Source organism: Streptomyces sp. bgisy130 (assembly GCF_057708345.1).
Genome location: NZ_JBYISA010000012.1, coordinates 128,107 through 144,039, shown reverse-complemented (window position 1 = coordinate 144,039; position 15,933 = coordinate 128,107). Strand labels below are relative to the sequence as shown.

Sequence of the window (15,933 nt, the reverse complement as noted above, 5' to 3'; positions counted from 1 at the left end):
GCGGTCACAGTGCAGGTGCCTCCTCGAGCAGCGGATGGCCCCACTTGGCGGTGAACGCGGCCTCGACCGCGGCACCGACCTTGTAGAGCCGGTCGTCGGCCATGGCAGGAGCGATGATCTGAAGGCCCACCGGCAGCCCGTCCTCGGGAGCCAGACCGCAGGGCAGCGACATGGCCGCGTTGCCTGCCAGGTTGGTGGGGATCGTGCACAGGTCGGCGAGGTACATCGCCATCGGGTCGTCGGCGCGCTCGCCGATCGGGAAGGCCGTGGTCGGCGTGGTCGGCGAAACGATCACGTCGACCTGTTCGAAGGCCTTCTCGAAGTCGCGGGTGATCAGCGTCCGCACCTTCTGGGCGGAGCCGTAGTACGCGTCGTAGTAGCCGGAGCTGAGCGCGTACGTACCGAGCATGATCCGCCGCTTGACCTCGGGACCGAAGCCGGCCTCACGGGTCAGGGCGGTGACGTCCTCGGCGGACTTGGTGCCGTCGTCGCCGACCCGCAGGCCGTAGCGCATGGCGTCGAAGCGGGCCAGGTTGGAGGAGCACTCCGAGGGCGCGATGAGGTAGTACGCGGACAGCGCGAGGTCGAAGGACGGGCAGTCCAGCTCGACGATCTCGGCGCCCAGCTCCTTCATCAGCGCGACCGACTCGTCGAAGCGCTGGATGACACCGGCCTGGTAGCCCTCGCCGCGGAACTGCTTGACGACACCGACGCGCATGCCCGCGACGCTGCCGTTGCGGGCCGCCTCGACGACCGGCGGGACGGGCGCGTCGATGGAGGTGGAGTCGAGCGGGTCGTGCCCGGCGATCACCTCGTGGAGCAGCGCGGCGTCCAGGACCGTACGGGCGCAGGGGCCGCCCTGGTCCAGGGAGCTGGAGAAGGCCACCATGCCGTAGCGGGAGACGCCGCCGTAGGTGGGCTTGACGCCGACCGTGCCGGTGACGGACGCGGGCTGGCGGATGGAACCGCCGGTGTCCGTGCCGATGGCGAGCGGGGCCTCGTAGGAGGCGAGGGCGGCGCTGGAGCCACCGCCGGAGCCGCCGGGGATCTTGGTGAGGTCCCAGGGGTTGCCGGTCGGCCCGTAGGCGCTGTTCTCCGTCGACGACCCCATGGCGAACTCGTCCATGTTGGTCTTGCCGAGGATGACGACGTCGGCGGCCTTGAGCTTCTTGGTGAGCGTCGCGTCGTACGGCGGGAGCCAGCCTTCGAGGATCTTCGAGCCGACGGTGGTGGGAATGCCCTCCGTCGTGAAGATGTCCTTCAGCGCGAGCGGAACACCGGCCAGCGGGCCGAGCTTCTCGCCGCGGGCCTTCTTCTCGTCCACGGCGCGGGCCTGGGCGAGCGCGCCCTCGCGGTCGACGTGCAGGAAGGCGTGCACCTTCTCGTCGACGGCCTCGATGCGGGCCAGATGGGCCTCGGTCACCTCGACGGCGGTGACCTCACCGGCGGCGATCTTCGCCGCGATCTCGGCGGCGGTGAGCTTGATCAGGTCTGCCATGTCGGTCACTCCTCCCCCAGGATCTGCGGCACCTTGAAACGCTGCTGCTCCTGGGCCGGGGCGCCGGAGAGCGCCTGCTCGGGGGTCAGCGACGGACGGACCTCGTCCGGCCGCATGACGTTGGTCAGGGGCAGCGGGTGGGAGGTCGGCGGTACGTCTTGATCGGCGACCTCGGAGACGCGGGCGACCGCGCCGATGATGTCGTCGAGCTGTCCGGCGAAGTGGTCGAGCTCTTCGGCCTTCAGCTCCAGACGTGCCAGCCGGGCGAGGTGGGCGACCTCCTCGCGCGTGATGCCAGGCATGCAGCGATCCTCTGCTGGTTCTCGGAGTGTTCTTGGCTGTATATGCGGGCCCAATCCTATTCGCATTCCCCTGGCGTACCTGCATGGGAATTGCGCGGGGCCTTTCCGGCGGGCGCCGGGCCCGCCGGTGGGCCGTCGCGCGGCGGGCGGGGGCCCGTCGTGCGGCGGCCGGTCAGCGGTCGGTGGCCCGGCGTGCGACGGCCGGTCAGTGGTCGCCGGGCGACGGGCCGCCGGGGGGATCGTCGGCCGGGGGGTTGATCGCCTCGGGTACCTGGCCGGGGGGATCGTCAGCCGTGGCATCGCCGGCCCTGGCATCGGTGGCCGTGGCATCGGTGGCCCGGACAGCGTCGGCCCTGGCATCGGTGGCCTCGGGCACGTCGGTGTCGCGCTCGGCGCCGCCGGGATCGGTGGACGTCTCACCGTCAACCGGCGCCGCGGGCGGTGCCTCGTGCGGTGCCTCGTGCGGTGCCGCGGCCTCCGGGAGGGCTTCCGCGGGGTCTTCTTCGGAGCGGGGACAAGGGACGGCCAGTGGCCGGGTCAGTTCAGGACCTGTCCCGAAGGGCGCTCGGCGGCCTTCTCCGCCGCCAGGGCGGCCGTTTCCGATTCGCGCTGCCAGCCTCGCTCGCCGCGGGCTCTCAGCCAGGCCGTGGTTTCGTCCGGTGGCATCGCCGCGGCCACCAGCCAGCCCTGTACGGCGTCGCAGCCGAGGTCACGCAGCCGCTCCCAGGTCTCGTCGTCCTCGACGCCCTCCGCGACGACCAGGAGGCCGAGGGAGTGGGCGAGGTCGAGGGTGCAGCGGACGATCTCCGCGTCCTCGGTGTCGACGGCCAGCCGGGCCACGAACGAGCGGTCGATCTTGAGCTCGCTGACCGGGAGGCGCCTGAGGTGGACGAGGGAGGAGTAGCCGGTCCCGAAGTCGTCGAGGGACATCTTGACGCCGTGCGCGGTGAGCCCGGCGAGGGTGTCGGCGGCCCGCTGCGGGTCCTCCAGGAGGACATGCTCGGTTATCTCCAGTTGGAGGGCGCCGGGTGGGACGCGGTGCCGGGCGAGGCGCGCGGCGACCGCTCCGGCGAAGCCCGGCGAGTGCACATCGCGCGGGGAGACATTGACGGCGACCGGCACCTCCAGGCCCATCGCGCGCCAGCGCGCCACCTGGGCGAGCGCGGTCTCCAGGACGTACTCCGTCAGCCGGGGCATCAGCCCGGAGGACTCGGCGATGGCGATGAACTCGTCCGGTGGCACCCGGCCGCGGTCCGGGTGCACCCAGCGGACCAGCGCCTCCAGCCCGGCGACATGGCCGTCGAAGCCGACCTTGGGCTGGTAGTGCAGCTCGACGTCGCCGGCGTCCAGGGCGCGGCGCAGATCGCCCAACAGGCCGAGCCGGTCAGGGGTGTTGCCGTCCCGCTTGGCCTCGTAGAGCTCGACACCGCTGCGATCGCGCTTGGCCTGGTACATCGCCACATCGGCGCGGCGCAGCAGCCCCTCGGCGTCGAGGGCGTGGTCGGGGAAGACGGCGACCCCCGCGCTGGCTTCGAGCACGAGGGTCAGTCCGTCGAGGTCCAGCGGGGAGCCGAGGGCGGCGACGAGATGGCGGGCCGCCCGCTGGGAGCTGGTGAGGGAGTCGGTGGTGGGCAGCAGGACGGCGAACTCGTCACCGCCGAGCCGGGCCGCCTCGGCGCCGCGCGGGAGGGCGTGCCGCAGGCGGTCGGCGATCTGGAGCAGCAGACGGTCGCCGGCGAGGTGGCCGAGGGTGTCGTTGACGGAGCGGAAGCGGTCCAGGTCGATGAGGACCAGCGCCGAGCGGGCGCCGACGCGCTCGGCGTCGTCCAGGGCGGTCCAGGTGCGCTCCAGCAGCCACTGGCGGTTGGGCAGGCCGGTGAGCGGGTCGCGCAGCTGCTCCTCGGCGCGGGCGCGGGCTATCCAGAGGGTGGAGTCCAGCGCGATCAGCGGGACCGCGAACAGCGGCAGCAGCAGGGGGGCGTGGATGGCGCAGACGGCGATCAGCGGGGAGATGCCGAGGAGTGCGATGCCGACGAGTGCCTGGCGGACCACGGCCGTTCGGGGGATGGCGGGCAGCTGGCCGGTGCGGGGGGTGAGGCTGACCCAGAGCAGGCCGCGGCTGACCAGGAGGTAGCCGGCGGCGGTGACGACGACTTCGGGGAGGACGGAGAGGTTCCAGGACGACGGGGCCCAGGGGTGGCGGACGCTGGAGGCCACACCGAAGGCGACGAGGCCGAGCGCCGCGGTGCCGAGGCCGAGGATGTCCACGGCGCCGTGCACCACGGCCTGTCGCCAGCGGTGCCGCCGGGCGGCGCCGACCAGGACGACCACGGAGAGGCTGACGAGGACGGCGGGCAGCCAGCCGTAGAGCAGCAGGACGGCGAGGGCGAGGGCGGCGCCGGAGCCCGTGCCGCCCCACCAGCGGTCCCGGCCGAGGGCGACCAGGTGGCCGACGATGATGCCGGTGAGGATGGCCAGCGACCAGCCCACGGCCCGGCCGGGGAACAGAGCGTCACCTTCGCCGAGGGTCACGATGACGCCCGTGGCGAGCGCGAGGCCCGCCACGGTGACGATGGTCGCGGGCAGCGCGGGCACGACGAGCCGCCGGAGCCGCGACGCCGGAGCGGCGCTGTCGGTCGGTTTCATTCCGATCCCTCTCACAGCCGGCTGTGCCCGCGCCACGGCAGGCGCACTCCTCAACAGTAGGCCGCGGAAGGCCGCGACGGGCAGCCATCCACGACGGTTGCCCGAATGCGACCCGGCGTCGCGGATCAATCTGGTATGCGCCGATGAGGTGACACCTCACTCCTCCTCAGGTGGAGTGACAGCTACGGCTCGCGCTGCGTCAGAACCCTGCTCCAGCAGCACCGCGAAGCCATCATCGTCCAACACGGGGACCTTCAACTGCATGGCCTTGTCGTACTTCGAACCAGGGTTGTCGCCCACCACTACGAATCCGGTCTTCTTCGAAACGGAACCGGTCACCTTCGCTCCGAGGTTCTGGAGGGCCTCTTTCGCGCCATCTCTGGTGTGTGACTGAAGTGTGCCCGTTACCACGACGGTGACGCCTTCGAGTGGCCGCGGGCCCTCATCACCCGTTTGCTCCTCCTCCATTCGGACGCCCGCGGCCCGCCAGCTCTCGATGATCTGCTGGTGCCAGTCCACGGCGAACCACTGCTTCAGCGAGGCGGCGATGGTGCCCCCGACCCCGTCGACGGCGGCCAGCTCCGTCTCGTCCGCCTCCCGGATGCGGTCGATCGAGCGGAACTCCCGGGCCAGCGCCTCGGCCGCGACCGGGCCCACATGCCGGATCGACAGACCGGTGATGATCCGGGCCAGCGGGCGCTGCTTGGCCGCCTGGATGTTCTCCAGCATGGCCAGGGCGTTCTTCTTCGGCTCGCCCTTCTGGTTGGCGAAGAAGGTGACGACCTTCTCCTCGCCGGTCTTCGGGTCGCGCTTGGGCAGACCGGAATCGGGGTCGAGGACATACGACTTGATAGGCAGCAGCTGCTCGATGGAGAGGCCGAAAAGATCGCCCTCGTCCCTCAGCGGCGGCTCCGCGGGCTCCAGCGGCTGGCTGAGTGCCGTCGCCGCGACATAGCCGAAGTTCTCGATGTCCAGACACTTGCGGCCGGCGAGGTAGAACAGCCGCTCACGGATCTGGGCGGGGCAGGCGCGGGCGTTGGGGCAGCGCAGGTCGATATCGCCTTCCTTGGCGGGCTGGAGCGCCGTCCCGCACTCGGGGCACTCGGCGGGCATCACGAACTCCCGCTCGCTGCCGTCCCGCAGATCGACGACCGGGCCGAGGATCTCCGGGATGACATCGCCGGCCTTGCGGATGACGACGGTGTCCCCGATGAACACGCCCTTGGCCTTGACCACGTCCTGGTTGTGCAGGGTGGCGAACTCCACCTCGGAGCCGGCCACGGTCACCGGCTCGACCACGGCATACGGCGTGACCCGGCCCGTACGGCCGACGCCGACGCGGATGTCGACCAGCTTGGTGTTGACCTCCTCCGGCGGGTACTTCCAGGCGATCGCCCAGCGCGGCGCCCGCGAGGTCGAGCCCAGCCGGCCCTGGAGCCGGATCTCGTCCAGCTTGACGACCACGCCGTCGATCTCGTGCTCAACGGCCGTACGGCGGGTCTCGGCGTCGCCGTAATGGCCGATGAACTCCCGCACGTCCGCCAGGGAGTCGACGACCCTGTTGTGCGTGGCCGTCGGCAGGCCCCACTCCTTGAGCAGGTCGTACGCCTCCGACAGCCGGTCGATCTCCAGGCCGTCGCGGGCACCGAGGCCATGGACGACCATGTGCAGCGGGCGGCTGGCGGTGATCTTGGGGTCCTTCTGGCGCAGCGAACCGGCCGCGGCGTTACGGGGGTTGGCGAACGGCGGCTTGCCGTCGGCCACCAGCCGCGCGTTGAGTGCGAGGAACTTCTCCATCGGGAAGAAGACCTCCCCGCGCACCTCGACCAGGTCCGGGATCGTGTCGCCCTTCAGGCGGTGCGGGATCTCGGCGATCGTACGGACGTTGGGGGTGATGTCCTCGCCCGTACGGCCGTCGCCGCGGGTGGCGGCGCGGGTCAGCCTGCCCTGCTCGTAGGTGAGGTTGACGGCGAGACCGTCGACCTTCAGCTCGCACAGGAAGTGGTACTTGGCACTCTTGGGGTCGCCGCCCAGCTCACCGGCGATCCGCTCGGCCCAGCCCGCCAACTCCTCGTCGTCGAAGGCGTTGTCGAGCGAGAGCATCCGTTCGCGGTGCTCGACCTCGGTGAACTCCGTGGCATAGGCCCCGGCGACCTTCTGGGTCGGGGAATCGGGCGTGCGCAGCTCGGGGTGCTCGTCCTCCAGGGCCTCCAGGGAGCGCAGCAGCTTGTCGAACTCCGCGTCACTGATGACCGGGGCATCCTTCACGTAATACCGGAAGCGATGCTCCTCGATCTGCTCAGCGAGCTGCGCGTGCTTCTCCCGCGCCGCTGCGGGCACATTGGATTCCGCTGCGTGCTGTTCGCCAGCCACCGTCTTGTCCTCCCGTGGTCCTTGAGTGCGGTCACTCAGGGTTGTCTGCGAGTGATCTCGCCGCCCGGACGCAATGGGCGAGAGCAGAGCGGGCATAAGCGGGCGAAGCGCCCGCCAGTCCGCACGACGGAGTGATCACCACGGACTCGCTGAGAGTCCCCGGCGCCAGCCCCAGCCTGCGCCACAGCGTCCTGACACCCATGACGCTACCGGCAGGGTCTGACAATCGGCCGTCCACGCCCGGCACCACGCCTGCGAACAGCGTCGTACCGCCCTCGACGGCCTCCCCGATCGCCTCCTCCTCACGCTCGGTGAGCAGCGAGAAATCGAACGAGACGCCGGTGACGCCGGACCGCCGCAGCAGCCCGAAGGGCACCTCGGGCGCGCACGAGTGGACGACCACGGGGCCGCCCTCCGCCACCGCGACAAGATCACGCAGCGTTCCCTCGACGACCGCCCGGTCCACCGCCCGGTGGGTGCGGTAGCCGCTCGCCGTCTTCACCCGGCCCTGGAGTACCGCCGTCAACGACGGCTCGTCGAGCTGGAGCACGACCCGCGCGCCCGGGATCCGCCGCCGTACGTCCGCGAGATGGCCGCGCAGCCCCTCCGCCAGGGACGCCGCAAGATCCCGGCGGGCCCCGGGGTCACCGAGGGCCGCCTCGCCGTTGCGCAGCTCCAGGGCGGCGGCCAGGGTCCACGGGCCGACCGCGGAGACCTTCAGCGGACCCTCGTAGCCCTGGGTGAACTCCTCCAGGGCGTCGAGATCCTCCCCGAGCCACGAGTGGGCCCGCCGGGTGTCCCGTCCGGGCCGGTCACTGATCCGCCAGCCACTGGGCTCCACATGGCCGTAGACCTCGACCAGCATCCCGAGGGTCCGGCCGATCATGTCGGCGCCGGGTCCCCGGGCCGGCAGCTCCGGCAGATACGGGAAGGTCTCCAGCGATCCGGTGACGGTCTTGGCCGCCTCCCGCGCGTCACCGCCCGGCATCGATCCGATCCCGGTCGCGGCGCCCGCGGTCCACTTCTGCGTGCTGTTCTCGCTCACCCAGGAAGGGTATGCGCCGGTGTGCGGAGCCGGGTGCGCCAGGTGTGCGCGCCCGGGACGGCCCCCGGCGCCGAGGGCCGTCCCGCCCGGATGCGTACGGCGGTCACGCTCCGGTGCGTACGCCCCGCTCCACCGGCCCGGGTACGTCCCGCACGCCGGACCATGGACGCCGCTCAGGTCCGGGTGCGTAGGCCCGTCCGGCCGGCCACGACCGCGACCGCCAGCGCGCCCGCCGTCAGGGCGAAGGCCCAGGCCGCGCCCTGGTGGCCGCCGCCCGCCCCCGTCAGCACCGCGCCCATACCGGCGATACCCACCAGAGAGCCGATCTGGCGGTTGGCGTTGAGGGTCGCGCTGCCGATATCGGCGTGCTCCCGGCCGGCGGCCGCCATCAGGACCCCGGTCAGCGCCGGGGAGCTGACCCCGCCGCCGAGGTTGGCGACCGCGAGCACCACCGCGAGCACCCAGTACGGCAGGCCGGGCGCGAGGATCAGGAACAACAGGACGTAACCCACGGTGGAGAGCGCCAGGGAGGCGGTGAGCGCGGTCCGGTCGCCGAGCCGCGGCCCGAACCGGGCGTAGAGCATGTTGCCGAACGGGAGGACCAGGACGGCGGGCAGCATCTGGAGCCCCGCCGTCACCGGACTCGCCCCGCGCGCGCCCTGAAGGAAGAGGCCGAGGACGAACAGCGCCCCGTAGAAGGCGAAGTTGAAGAGGAAACCCACCACATTGGCCGCCGTGAAACCGCGGTCGGCGAAGAGCGAGACCGGCAGGACCGGGGTACGCGCGACCCGTTCACGGACGAGCAAACCGGCCAGCGCGACCGCCGCGACCGCGAACGCCCCCAGGACGTACGGCGCGGACCAGCCCCTGCCGGGCCCCTCGAGCCCCTGGACGAAGCGCGCCGCCACCAGAACGGCACCGTTCGGCGCGACGGCGCCCAGCAGGGACGCGGCGGTGAACACGGCGAGCCCGACGAGATAGATCCGGCGGGCGCCGAACCGCTTGGCCAGCGAACCGGCGAGCAGCAGCAGCGCGGCGAAGGCGAGGACATAGCCGTCGACGACCCAGGTGAGGCCGGACATGGTCAGTCCGAGCCGGGACCGCAGATCGTTCGCGGCGATGTTCATGATGCCGGTGTCCAGGCTCGCCATCACGAACCCGAGGGCCAGGACGAGGAGTTGGACACCGTCGCGAGAGCGGTGGGGTGGTGGTGTCGGGTCCTGGCGCTGTAGTCGGGTCCGGTCTTGACCCTGGTCCTGGTCCTGGTCCGGGGCGGTCGTCCCGTCCTCGCGCGGCGGTACGTGCGGCGCGGCCTGCTCACTGATCACGGATTTAGTTAAAGCTGTAGCCATCGCCGGCGACAATAGTTACAGCTATAGCTTTACTGAACGCATACGAAAACGCCGGGGCCCCGGGATGCGGTGTGGGTGTGCATCCCGGGGCCCCGGCAGTGGCGGCGCAACAAGCCCCCGCGAGCGGTCAGTCGCCCCGCCCCAGCGCCCTCAGCAGGCCATCGCGCAACGCGGCCCGCTCCTCGTGCGAAAGATGATCGAGCGGCGAGGCGGTGCCCATCCGCCGCAGCAGATCGAGCCGCAACTCCCGCCCCTCCGCGGTGAGTACGAGCTGCTTGGCGCGCCCGTCCAGCGGATGCGGCCGGCGCACGACCATGCCCTGCTTCTCCAGCTTGGAGATGACATAGGTGACATTCGGCGGCTCACAGCAGAGCACCACGGCCAGCTCCCGCGCCGTCCTCGGCTCGCCGAGCTCCTCCAGCGCCTTGGCCTGCGTCGGCGTCAGATCGAGCTCGGCGACCCGGCTGCGCTGATGGGCGTCGAGCCGGCGGCTCAGCTCCGTCACGAGCCCCCGTATCTCCCGGAACCCGCACCCCGCCGCGGCGGTCGCCTTCGCTTCTATGGTCACTCATGCAGCGTACGTCGCCGTGGCGGAAACCAGCGGTACCCGGACTAAATCTGTGGACAACCGCCGACGGAGCGGCCCCGGGCCTCAGCGGCCGGGCCGCACCGACACATCGTTGATCTCCGCGTCCCGCGGCAGGTCAATGGCCGTGAGAATGGCCGTCGCGACCGACTCCGGGTCGATCCAGCGCGCCGGGTCGTACTCCTTACCCTCCTGCCGATGGGTGCTCTCCTGCATCGGCGTGGCCGTACGCCCCGGATAGACCGACGTGACCCGGACCCCGTTGTCGTGCTCCTCCGCCCGCAGCGCGTCGGCCAGCGCCTTCAGGCCGTGCTTCGTCGCCGCGTACGCACCCCACTCGGCACGCGCGCTCAGCCCGGCCCCGGAGTTCACGAAGACGACGTGCCCCTGGGCGGCGCGCACCAGCGGCAGCAGCAGCCGGGTAAGTTCGGCGGGCGCGACCAGGTTGGCGGCGAGCTGCCGCTGCCAGGACTTGGCCGGCAGATCGGCGACCAGGCCCAGCTCGATCACGCCCGCGCTGTGCACCAGGGAGTCGATCCGGTCCGGCAGCGGCTGCTGACCGAAGGCCCAGGACAGCTTCTCGGGGGTGGCGAGATCACCGACGAGCGTACGGGCGCCGGGGAACTGCGCGGCCAGCTCCTTGGCCCGGACCGCGTTGCGCGCCAGCAGCCACAGGTCCTCCCCGCGGTCCGCGAGCCGCCGTGCGACCGCCGCTCCGATGCCCGACCCTGCGCCCGTGATCAAGTGCGTACCCATGGGCCCGATCCTAACGAGCGGGACGGCCGGACGCGGGGCCCGGCGGCTCAGCCCTGGAGGCCCGCCTTCTCCTCCAGGTAGGCAAGCGTGCCGACGCCGTCCTCCGCGAAGAAGACCAGGTCGGTGAGCGGAAGCGGCAGAAAGCCCTCCGCCTCCATCCGCTGGAACTGCTGCTTCAACCCGTCATAGAAACCAGCGGTGTTGAGCAGCACCACCGGCTTGCTGTGCATCCCGTGCTTGCGCAGCTCCAGGATCTCGGTGGCCTCGTCGAGGGTGCCCGTACCGCCGACCATGATGACGACGGCGTCGGCGCGCACCAGCATCTGCGCCTTCCGCTCGGCGAGGTCCTTGGTGACGACCATCTCATCGGCGCCCTTGCGCGCCTTGTGCGCCAGGAACTCCACGGAAACGCCGATCAGCTTGCCGCCGGCCTCCTGCACCCCGTCGGCCATGACCTTCATCAGACCGGTGTCCGAACCGCCCCAGACCAGCGCATGCCCACCCCGGCCGATCAGCTCGGCGAACTCACGGGCAGCGGCCACATAGCGGTCGTCGAGATCGGCGGCGGAGCAGAAGACGCAGATATTCATGCGGTCACTTTACGAGCGGGCGGGAGGGGTGACGGGTGGGGGGAGCAGCAAGCGCGAGCTCGCCACCCCCGAACCCGCCCCGGGTCAGATCAGTCCCTGATCCAGCATCGCCTCCGCGACCCGTTCGAAGCCGGCGATGTTGGCGCCCGCGACATAGTCGCCCGGCTGTCCGAAGCGCTCCGCGGTCTCGTAGCAGCGGTGGTGGATCCCGCGCATGATGGTCGCGAGCTCGCCCTCCGTACGCTCGAAGGACCATGCCTCACGCGAGGAGTTCTGCCGCATCTCCAGGGCGCTGGTCGCCACCCCGCCCGCGTTGGCGGCCTTGCCGGGGCCGAACGCCACACCGGCCGACTTGAGGAGCGTCACCGCCTCCGGCGTGGTCGGCATGTTGGCGCCCTCGGAGACCGCCTTGACGCCGTTGCGGATCAGGACCCGGGCGGCGTCCGCGTCCAGCTCGTTCTGGGTCGCCGACGGCAGCGCCACATCGCACGCGACATCCCACACCCGCCCACCGGGGACGTAGGTGGCCGACACCCCGCGCCGCTCGGCGTACGCACTGATCCGGCCGCGCTCGACCTCCTTGATCTGCCGCAGCAGGGCCAGGTCGATGCCCTTCTCATCGACGACATAGCCGCCGGAGTCCGAGCAGGTCAGCACGTTGGCGCCGAGCGCCTGAGCCTTCTCGATGGTGTAGATCGCGACATTGCCGGACCCGGAGACCACCACCTGCTGCCCGTCCAGTTCCTCGCCGCGCTGCTTGAGCATCTCCTCGGTGAAGAGCACATTGCCGTAGCCGGTGGCCTCCGTACGGGCCTTGGAGCCGCCCCAGGACAGTCCCTTGCCGGTGAGCACCCCGGCCTCCCAGCGATTGGTGATCCGCCGGTACTGGCCGAAGAGAAAACCGATCTCGCGGCCGCCGACGCCGATATCGCCGGCCGGTACGTCCGTGTGCTCGCCGAGATGACGGTGCAGCTCCGTCATGAACGACTGGCAGAATCGCATGACTTCGGCGTCCGACTTGCCGTGCGGATCGAAATCGCTGCCGCCCTTACCACCACCGATGCTGAGCCCGGTAAGGGAATTCTTGAAGATTTGTTCGAAGCCGAGGAACTTGACGATCCCCAGATTCACGGACGAGTGGAAACGCAGACCGCCCTTGTACGGGCCGAGGGCACTGTTGAATTCCACCCGGAAACCGCGGTTGACGTGAATCGCCCCGGAATCGTCCTGCCAGGGGACCCGGAACATGATCTGCCGCTCCGGCTCGCAGATCCGCTCCAGGATCTTTGCCTCGGCGAACTCCGGGCGGGCGGCCAGCACCGGTGCCAGCGTCTCCAGCACCTCAAGTGCCGCCTGGTGGAACTCGGGCTCCCCGGGATTCCGCCGGACCAGCTCGGCGTACAGGGCTGCCGCCGGCCCGGCGGTATGAATACCGGGCTTGACCTCAGATTGAACAGTCGACATTGACTTCCGTTCCCTTTCGTGGCCGCGGAAAGGCCGCCTGCAGTCCGGACCCTGACGAGTCCTCACAAGGTCTACAACTCCTTGCCAGTCCTTATCGTCACCATTTCACGCCCCGACAGCCGCTGACGTCCCGTCGCTTTCCCGACCCTATTTGGCGGCACTCCGCCGATCGACTGTGGGATATACGACACGTCGTTCACGTACGCAATCGCCCGACTCCCGCGGCCCGGCCTCCCCCACCGCATGCCCGCAGGTCAGCGCACCGGTGACGGCTCGCGCGCACCGGCCGCCCGCACCGCCCGCTGTGCGGGAGCTCACAGTTGACCAGCGGTCTTTGCCCGCCCCAGGCGCCCCACCTCCTGGTCCGGCCCACGCGCCCCACCGCCCGGCTCCCCTCGCCGCCGGACCTTCCGCGCCCCCGCCGCCCGCTCCTCAGCTCGCGACCCCGGCCGCCGCCCCGGCCGCCCCGACGGGCACGGCACTCCCCGCGTCCGCCCCGCCCCTGGCCGGCCCGCCCACGTCAGCGGCGCGCTCGGCCCCGGCCGCGACCTCGGCGTCGACCATCTTCTGCATCGGCTCGGCGCAGCCGCCCCCCGCGATGACCATGGCCGCCAGGATGGCCACCACCGTCAGCACCGTGCCCAGCCAGACCATGGTGTCCACCGGCACGGTGTAGGCGCCGATGACCTTGACCACACACTCGGTCAGCAGGGCCGTCCCCCATATCGCCGAGAACTGCCGCCCGGCCCGCCGGAACCGCTCCGAGCCGGCCATCAGCCGGTCCCAGGCGGCGCTACCGGCCGCGCTCCCCTTGGTGACCCACGGCTTGAGTCCCGCCGTCATCAGGGGCCGCTTCGTCCGCACGGAGAGCAGGATCGCGATCCCGACCACGCTGCTCACCCCGCTGTCCTTGGCCATCATCAGCCGTGGATCACCGGCCACCGCGCTCAGCGCCAGGCCGACCACATTGACGACCAGCATCAGCAGCGCCAGGCCGTTCACACTCCGGCTGCTGACCAGCCCCCACACCGTCCGCAGCGCCGGCACCACGCTGCTCCAGCCCAGTGCGGCCACCGTGCTGAAGCCGAAGCCCTCGCTGAGGAGGTAGTACGAGGCCATCGGGATCCCCGCGTCCACGATCAGCGGCACAAAGCTCGCCAGCGGATTGCCGCGCTCCCCCTCGGCTGCGGACCCGGCCACGGACTGCTTGCTGCGCACGGCGTACTCCCCCATGTTGCGGTGAACCGCTGCTTTCTGCGGTGCCTTCAGCTTCGGGCACAGCCGTGGCCGGCAACAGTTTCAGCTGTCCTGGGTTCGCCATGACATTTGTCAGATGGACGCGGCGCACCGGGGTGCGCCGCGCCTCCCCGGAGCACCTCCGGGAGGGCGGCTACGCCTCCGCGCGCGCCGCCTGCTCCGTGGTGGCGATGGTGGCCGAGCCGACCACACGCGTGCCGTCGTAGAGCACGATCGCCTGGCCGGGGGCCACTCCGCGCACCGGCTCGGTGAAGGACACCTGGAGCTCGGCGTCACCGATCAGCTCGGCGGTGACCTCGGTCTCGCCGCCGTGGGCACGGAGCTGGGCCGTGTACGTCGCGGGGCCGGCCGTCGGGGGGCGGCCGCACCAGCGGGGGCGGATGGCGGAGAGGGCCGTGACGTCGAGGGACTCGACGGGGCCGACGGTGACGGTGTTGTCGACCGGCGAGATGTCGAGGACATAGCGCGGCTTGCCGTCGGGAGCCGGGTGGCCGATGCGCAGGCCCTTGCGCTGGCCGATGGTGAAGCCGTACGCGCCCTCGTGCGTACCGAGGCGCTTGCCGGACTCGTCGACGATGTCGCCGGGGGCCGTGCCGAGCCGCTTGGCCAGGAAGCCCTGGGTGTCGCCGTCGGCGATGAAGCAGATGTCGTGGCTGTCCGGCTTCTTGGCGACGAACAGACCGCGGCGGGCGGCCTCTTCGCGGATCTCCGCCTTGGTGGTGAGGGTGTCGCCGAGCGGGAACATGGCGTGCGCGAGCTGGCGGTCGTCGAGGACACCGAGGACGTACGACTGGTCCTTGGCCATGTCGGAGGCGCGGTGCAGCTCGCGGGTGCCGTCCTCGCGCAGCACGACCGTGGCGTAGTGGCCGGTGCAGACGGCGTCGAAGCCCAGGGCCAGCGCCTTGTCCAGGAGCGCGGCGAACTTGATCTTCTCGTTGCAGCGCAGGCAGGGGTTCGGGGTGCGCCCGGCCTCGTACTCCGCGATGAAGTCGTCGACGACGTCCGCACGGAAGCGTTCGGCGAGGTCCCAGACGTAGAACGGGATACCGATGACGTCGGCGGCCCGGCGGGCGTCGTGGGAATCCTCGATCGTGCAGCAGCCGCGGGCGCCGGTGCGGAAGGACTTCGGGTTCTCGGACAGCGCGAGATGCACGCCGGTCACGTCATGGCCGGCCTCGGCGGCGCGGGCGGCGGCAACGGCGGAGTCGACGCCGCCGGACATGGCGGCGAGCACACGGAGGCGGCGGGGGGCGTCATCAGTCATAGCCAGTCCAGAGTAGACGGAACCGCCGACAGGGCCGAAAGCGTTATGCAGCGCATGGGGAAGAGGGACGGGGAGAAGGACGGCGGCGGCCAGGCGGCCCCGGCCGGGATCACGCGGCGACGGGCCCTGTGGGTCGGGGGTGGCGGGGTGGTGGCCGCCGGGGCGGCGGCGTTCGCGGGGCGCGAGGCGCTGGCCCACCTGTGGTGGCGGCTGCCCGGGAACGACAAACCGCGCACGCCCGGCGCGGTCGACCATCGGGGCGCGCAGTGGGTCGCGGCGTCCCCGGCGAACTACCGGCGGGCGGACCGGCCGGCGGATTACGTGATCGACCGGGTGGTCATCCATGTCGTCCAGGGCAGCTACGCGACCGCGCTGGACGTCTTCCAGGACCCGGAGCACGAGGCCGGCGCGCACTACGTCGTCCGCAAGGACGGCCATGTCGCCCAGATGATCCGCGAGCTGGACGTGGCCTTCCACGCGGGCAACCGCGGCTACAACGAGCGCAGCATCGGGATCGAGCACGAGGGCTTCGTGGACCGGCCGGAGTCGTTCACGGATGCCATGTACGCGTCGTCGGCGCGGCTGACGGCCGGGATATGCCGGCGCTACGGCTTCCCCGCCGACCGGGAGCACCTCGTCGGGCATGTGGAGGTGCCGGGGACGGATCACACCGATCCGGGCCCCCACTGGGACTGGGACCGCTATCTGCGGCTCGTACGGGCCGAGCTGCGCAAGCCCCCCGTACGGGCGCGGGAAAGCCCGCCCGTACGGAAGGCCTGAGGCGCGCTGGGCGACGGTCG

13 protein-coding genes are annotated in these 15,933 nt (G+C 71.2%); 1 reads left to right on the top strand and 12 read right to left on the bottom strand.

Features of this window, described 5'->3' with window-relative positions; translation table 11 throughout:
• Positions 1-4 precede the first annotated feature (4 nt).
• The 12 genes from gatA to mnmA form a co-directional block, all read right to left on the bottom strand.
• Complete coding sequence (gene gatA, locus AC3EUV_RS18445) at positions 5-1,498, bottom strand: Asp-tRNA(Asn)/Glu-tRNA(Gln) amidotransferase subunit GatA (RefSeq protein WP_387237168.1); 1,494 nt, start codon at positions 1,496-1,498, stop codon at positions 5-7.
• Positions 1,499-1,503: 5 nt separating this feature from the next.
• Positions 1,504-1,800 (bottom strand): Asp-tRNA(Asn)/Glu-tRNA(Gln) amidotransferase subunit GatC, encoded by a 297-nt coding sequence (gene gatC, locus AC3EUV_RS18440; RefSeq protein WP_006602950.1) that lies wholly within the window; start codon positions 1,798-1,800, stop codon positions 1,504-1,506.
• A gap of 537 nt (positions 1,801-2,337) precedes the next feature.
• Entirely contained in the window at positions 2,338-4,446 is a 2,109-nt protein-coding gene (locus AC3EUV_RS18435; RefSeq protein ID WP_432142017.1) for a putative bifunctional diguanylate cyclase/phosphodiesterase, read from the bottom strand.
• Between the two features lie 156 nt (positions 4,447-4,602).
• On the bottom strand, positions 4,603-6,819 hold the full coding sequence (ligA, locus tag AC3EUV_RS18430; RefSeq protein ID WP_435603365.1) for an NAD-dependent DNA ligase LigA: 2,217 nt from the start codon (positions 6,817-6,819) through the stop codon (positions 4,603-4,605).
• A gap of 31 nt (positions 6,820-6,850) precedes the next feature.
• On the bottom strand, positions 6,851-7,864 hold the full coding sequence (locus AC3EUV_RS18425) for a methionine synthase (RefSeq protein WP_432142015.1): 1,014 nt from the start codon (positions 7,862-7,864) through the stop codon (positions 6,851-6,853).
• Positions 7,865-8,037: 173 nt separating this feature from the next.
• Positions 8,038-9,192, bottom strand: coding sequence for an MFS transporter (locus tag AC3EUV_RS18420; RefSeq protein WP_432142014.1), 1,155 nt, complete (start codon positions 9,190-9,192; stop codon positions 8,038-8,040).
• A 151-nt stretch (positions 9,193-9,343) separates the two neighbouring features.
• Positions 9,344-9,721, bottom strand: coding sequence for a MarR family winged helix-turn-helix transcriptional regulator (locus AC3EUV_RS18415; RefSeq protein WP_432142113.1), 378 nt, complete (start codon positions 9,719-9,721; stop codon positions 9,344-9,346).
• Between the two features lie 147 nt (positions 9,722-9,868).
• A complete protein-coding gene (locus AC3EUV_RS18410; protein ID WP_432142013.1) occupies positions 9,869-10,558 on the bottom strand; it encodes an SDR family oxidoreductase in 690 nt (229 codons plus the stop codon).
• Between the two features lie 47 nt (positions 10,559-10,605).
• Positions 10,606-11,148 (bottom strand): LOG family protein, encoded by a 543-nt coding sequence (locus tag AC3EUV_RS18405; RefSeq protein ID WP_432142012.1) that lies wholly within the window; start codon positions 11,146-11,148, stop codon positions 10,606-10,608.
• A gap of 84 nt (positions 11,149-11,232) precedes the next feature.
• Positions 11,233-12,612 carry an NADP-specific glutamate dehydrogenase gene (gene gdhA / locus AC3EUV_RS18400; RefSeq protein ID WP_435603364.1) on the bottom strand — a complete coding sequence of 460 codons (1,380 nt, stop codon included), beginning with the start codon at positions 12,610-12,612 and terminating at the stop codon, positions 11,233-11,235.
• A 432-nt stretch (positions 12,613-13,044) separates the two neighbouring features.
• Positions 13,045-13,830, bottom strand: a complete 786-nt coding sequence (locus AC3EUV_RS18395) for a VC0807 family protein (RefSeq protein WP_435603363.1) — start codon at positions 13,828-13,830, stop codon at positions 13,045-13,047.
• Between the two features lie 172 nt (positions 13,831-14,002).
• Complete coding sequence (mnmA, locus tag AC3EUV_RS18390) at positions 14,003-15,133, bottom strand: tRNA 2-thiouridine(34) synthase MnmA (RefSeq protein ID WP_432142009.1); 1,131 nt, start codon at positions 15,131-15,133, stop codon at positions 14,003-14,005.
• Positions 15,134-15,187: 54 nt separating this feature from the next.
• Between mnmA and AC3EUV_RS18385 the strand changes: the two genes are divergently transcribed.
• Positions 15,188-15,913, top strand: a complete 726-nt coding sequence (locus tag AC3EUV_RS18385) for an N-acetylmuramoyl-L-alanine amidase (RefSeq protein ID WP_432142008.1) — start codon at positions 15,188-15,190, stop codon at positions 15,911-15,913.
• Positions 15,914-15,933: the final 20 nt, after the last annotated feature.

Excerpts from the sequence above, each read along its gene's own strand:
- gatA (WP_387237168.1), bottom strand. The coding sequence starts at position 1,498 with ATGGCAGACCTGATCAAGCTCACCGCCGCCGAGATCGCGGCGAAGATC.
- gatC (WP_006602950.1), bottom strand. The coding sequence starts at position 1,800 with ATGCCTGGCATCACGCGCGAGGAGGTCGCCCACCTCGCCCGGCTGGCA.
- AC3EUV_RS18435 (WP_432142017.1), bottom strand. The coding sequence starts at position 4,446 with ATGAAACCGACCGACAGCGCCGCTCCGGCGTCGCGGCTCCGGCGGCTC.
- AC3EUV_RS18410 (WP_432142013.1), bottom strand. The coding sequence starts at position 10,558 with ATGGGTACGCACTTGATCACGGGCGCAGGGTCGGGCATCGGAGCGGCG.
- AC3EUV_RS18405 (WP_432142012.1), bottom strand. The coding sequence starts at position 11,148 with ATGAATATCTGCGTCTTCTGCTCCGCCGCCGATCTCGACGACCGCTAT.
- gdhA (WP_435603364.1), bottom strand. The coding sequence starts at position 12,612 with ATGTCGACTGTTCAATCTGAGGTCAAGCCCGGTATTCATACCGCCGGG.
- mnmA (WP_432142009.1), bottom strand. The coding sequence starts at position 15,133 with ATGACTGATGACGCCCCCCGCCGCCTCCGTGTGCTCGCCGCCATGTCC.
- AC3EUV_RS18385 (WP_432142008.1), top strand. The coding sequence starts at position 15,188 with ATGGGGAAGAGGGACGGGGAGAAGGACGGCGGCGGCCAGGCGGCCCCG.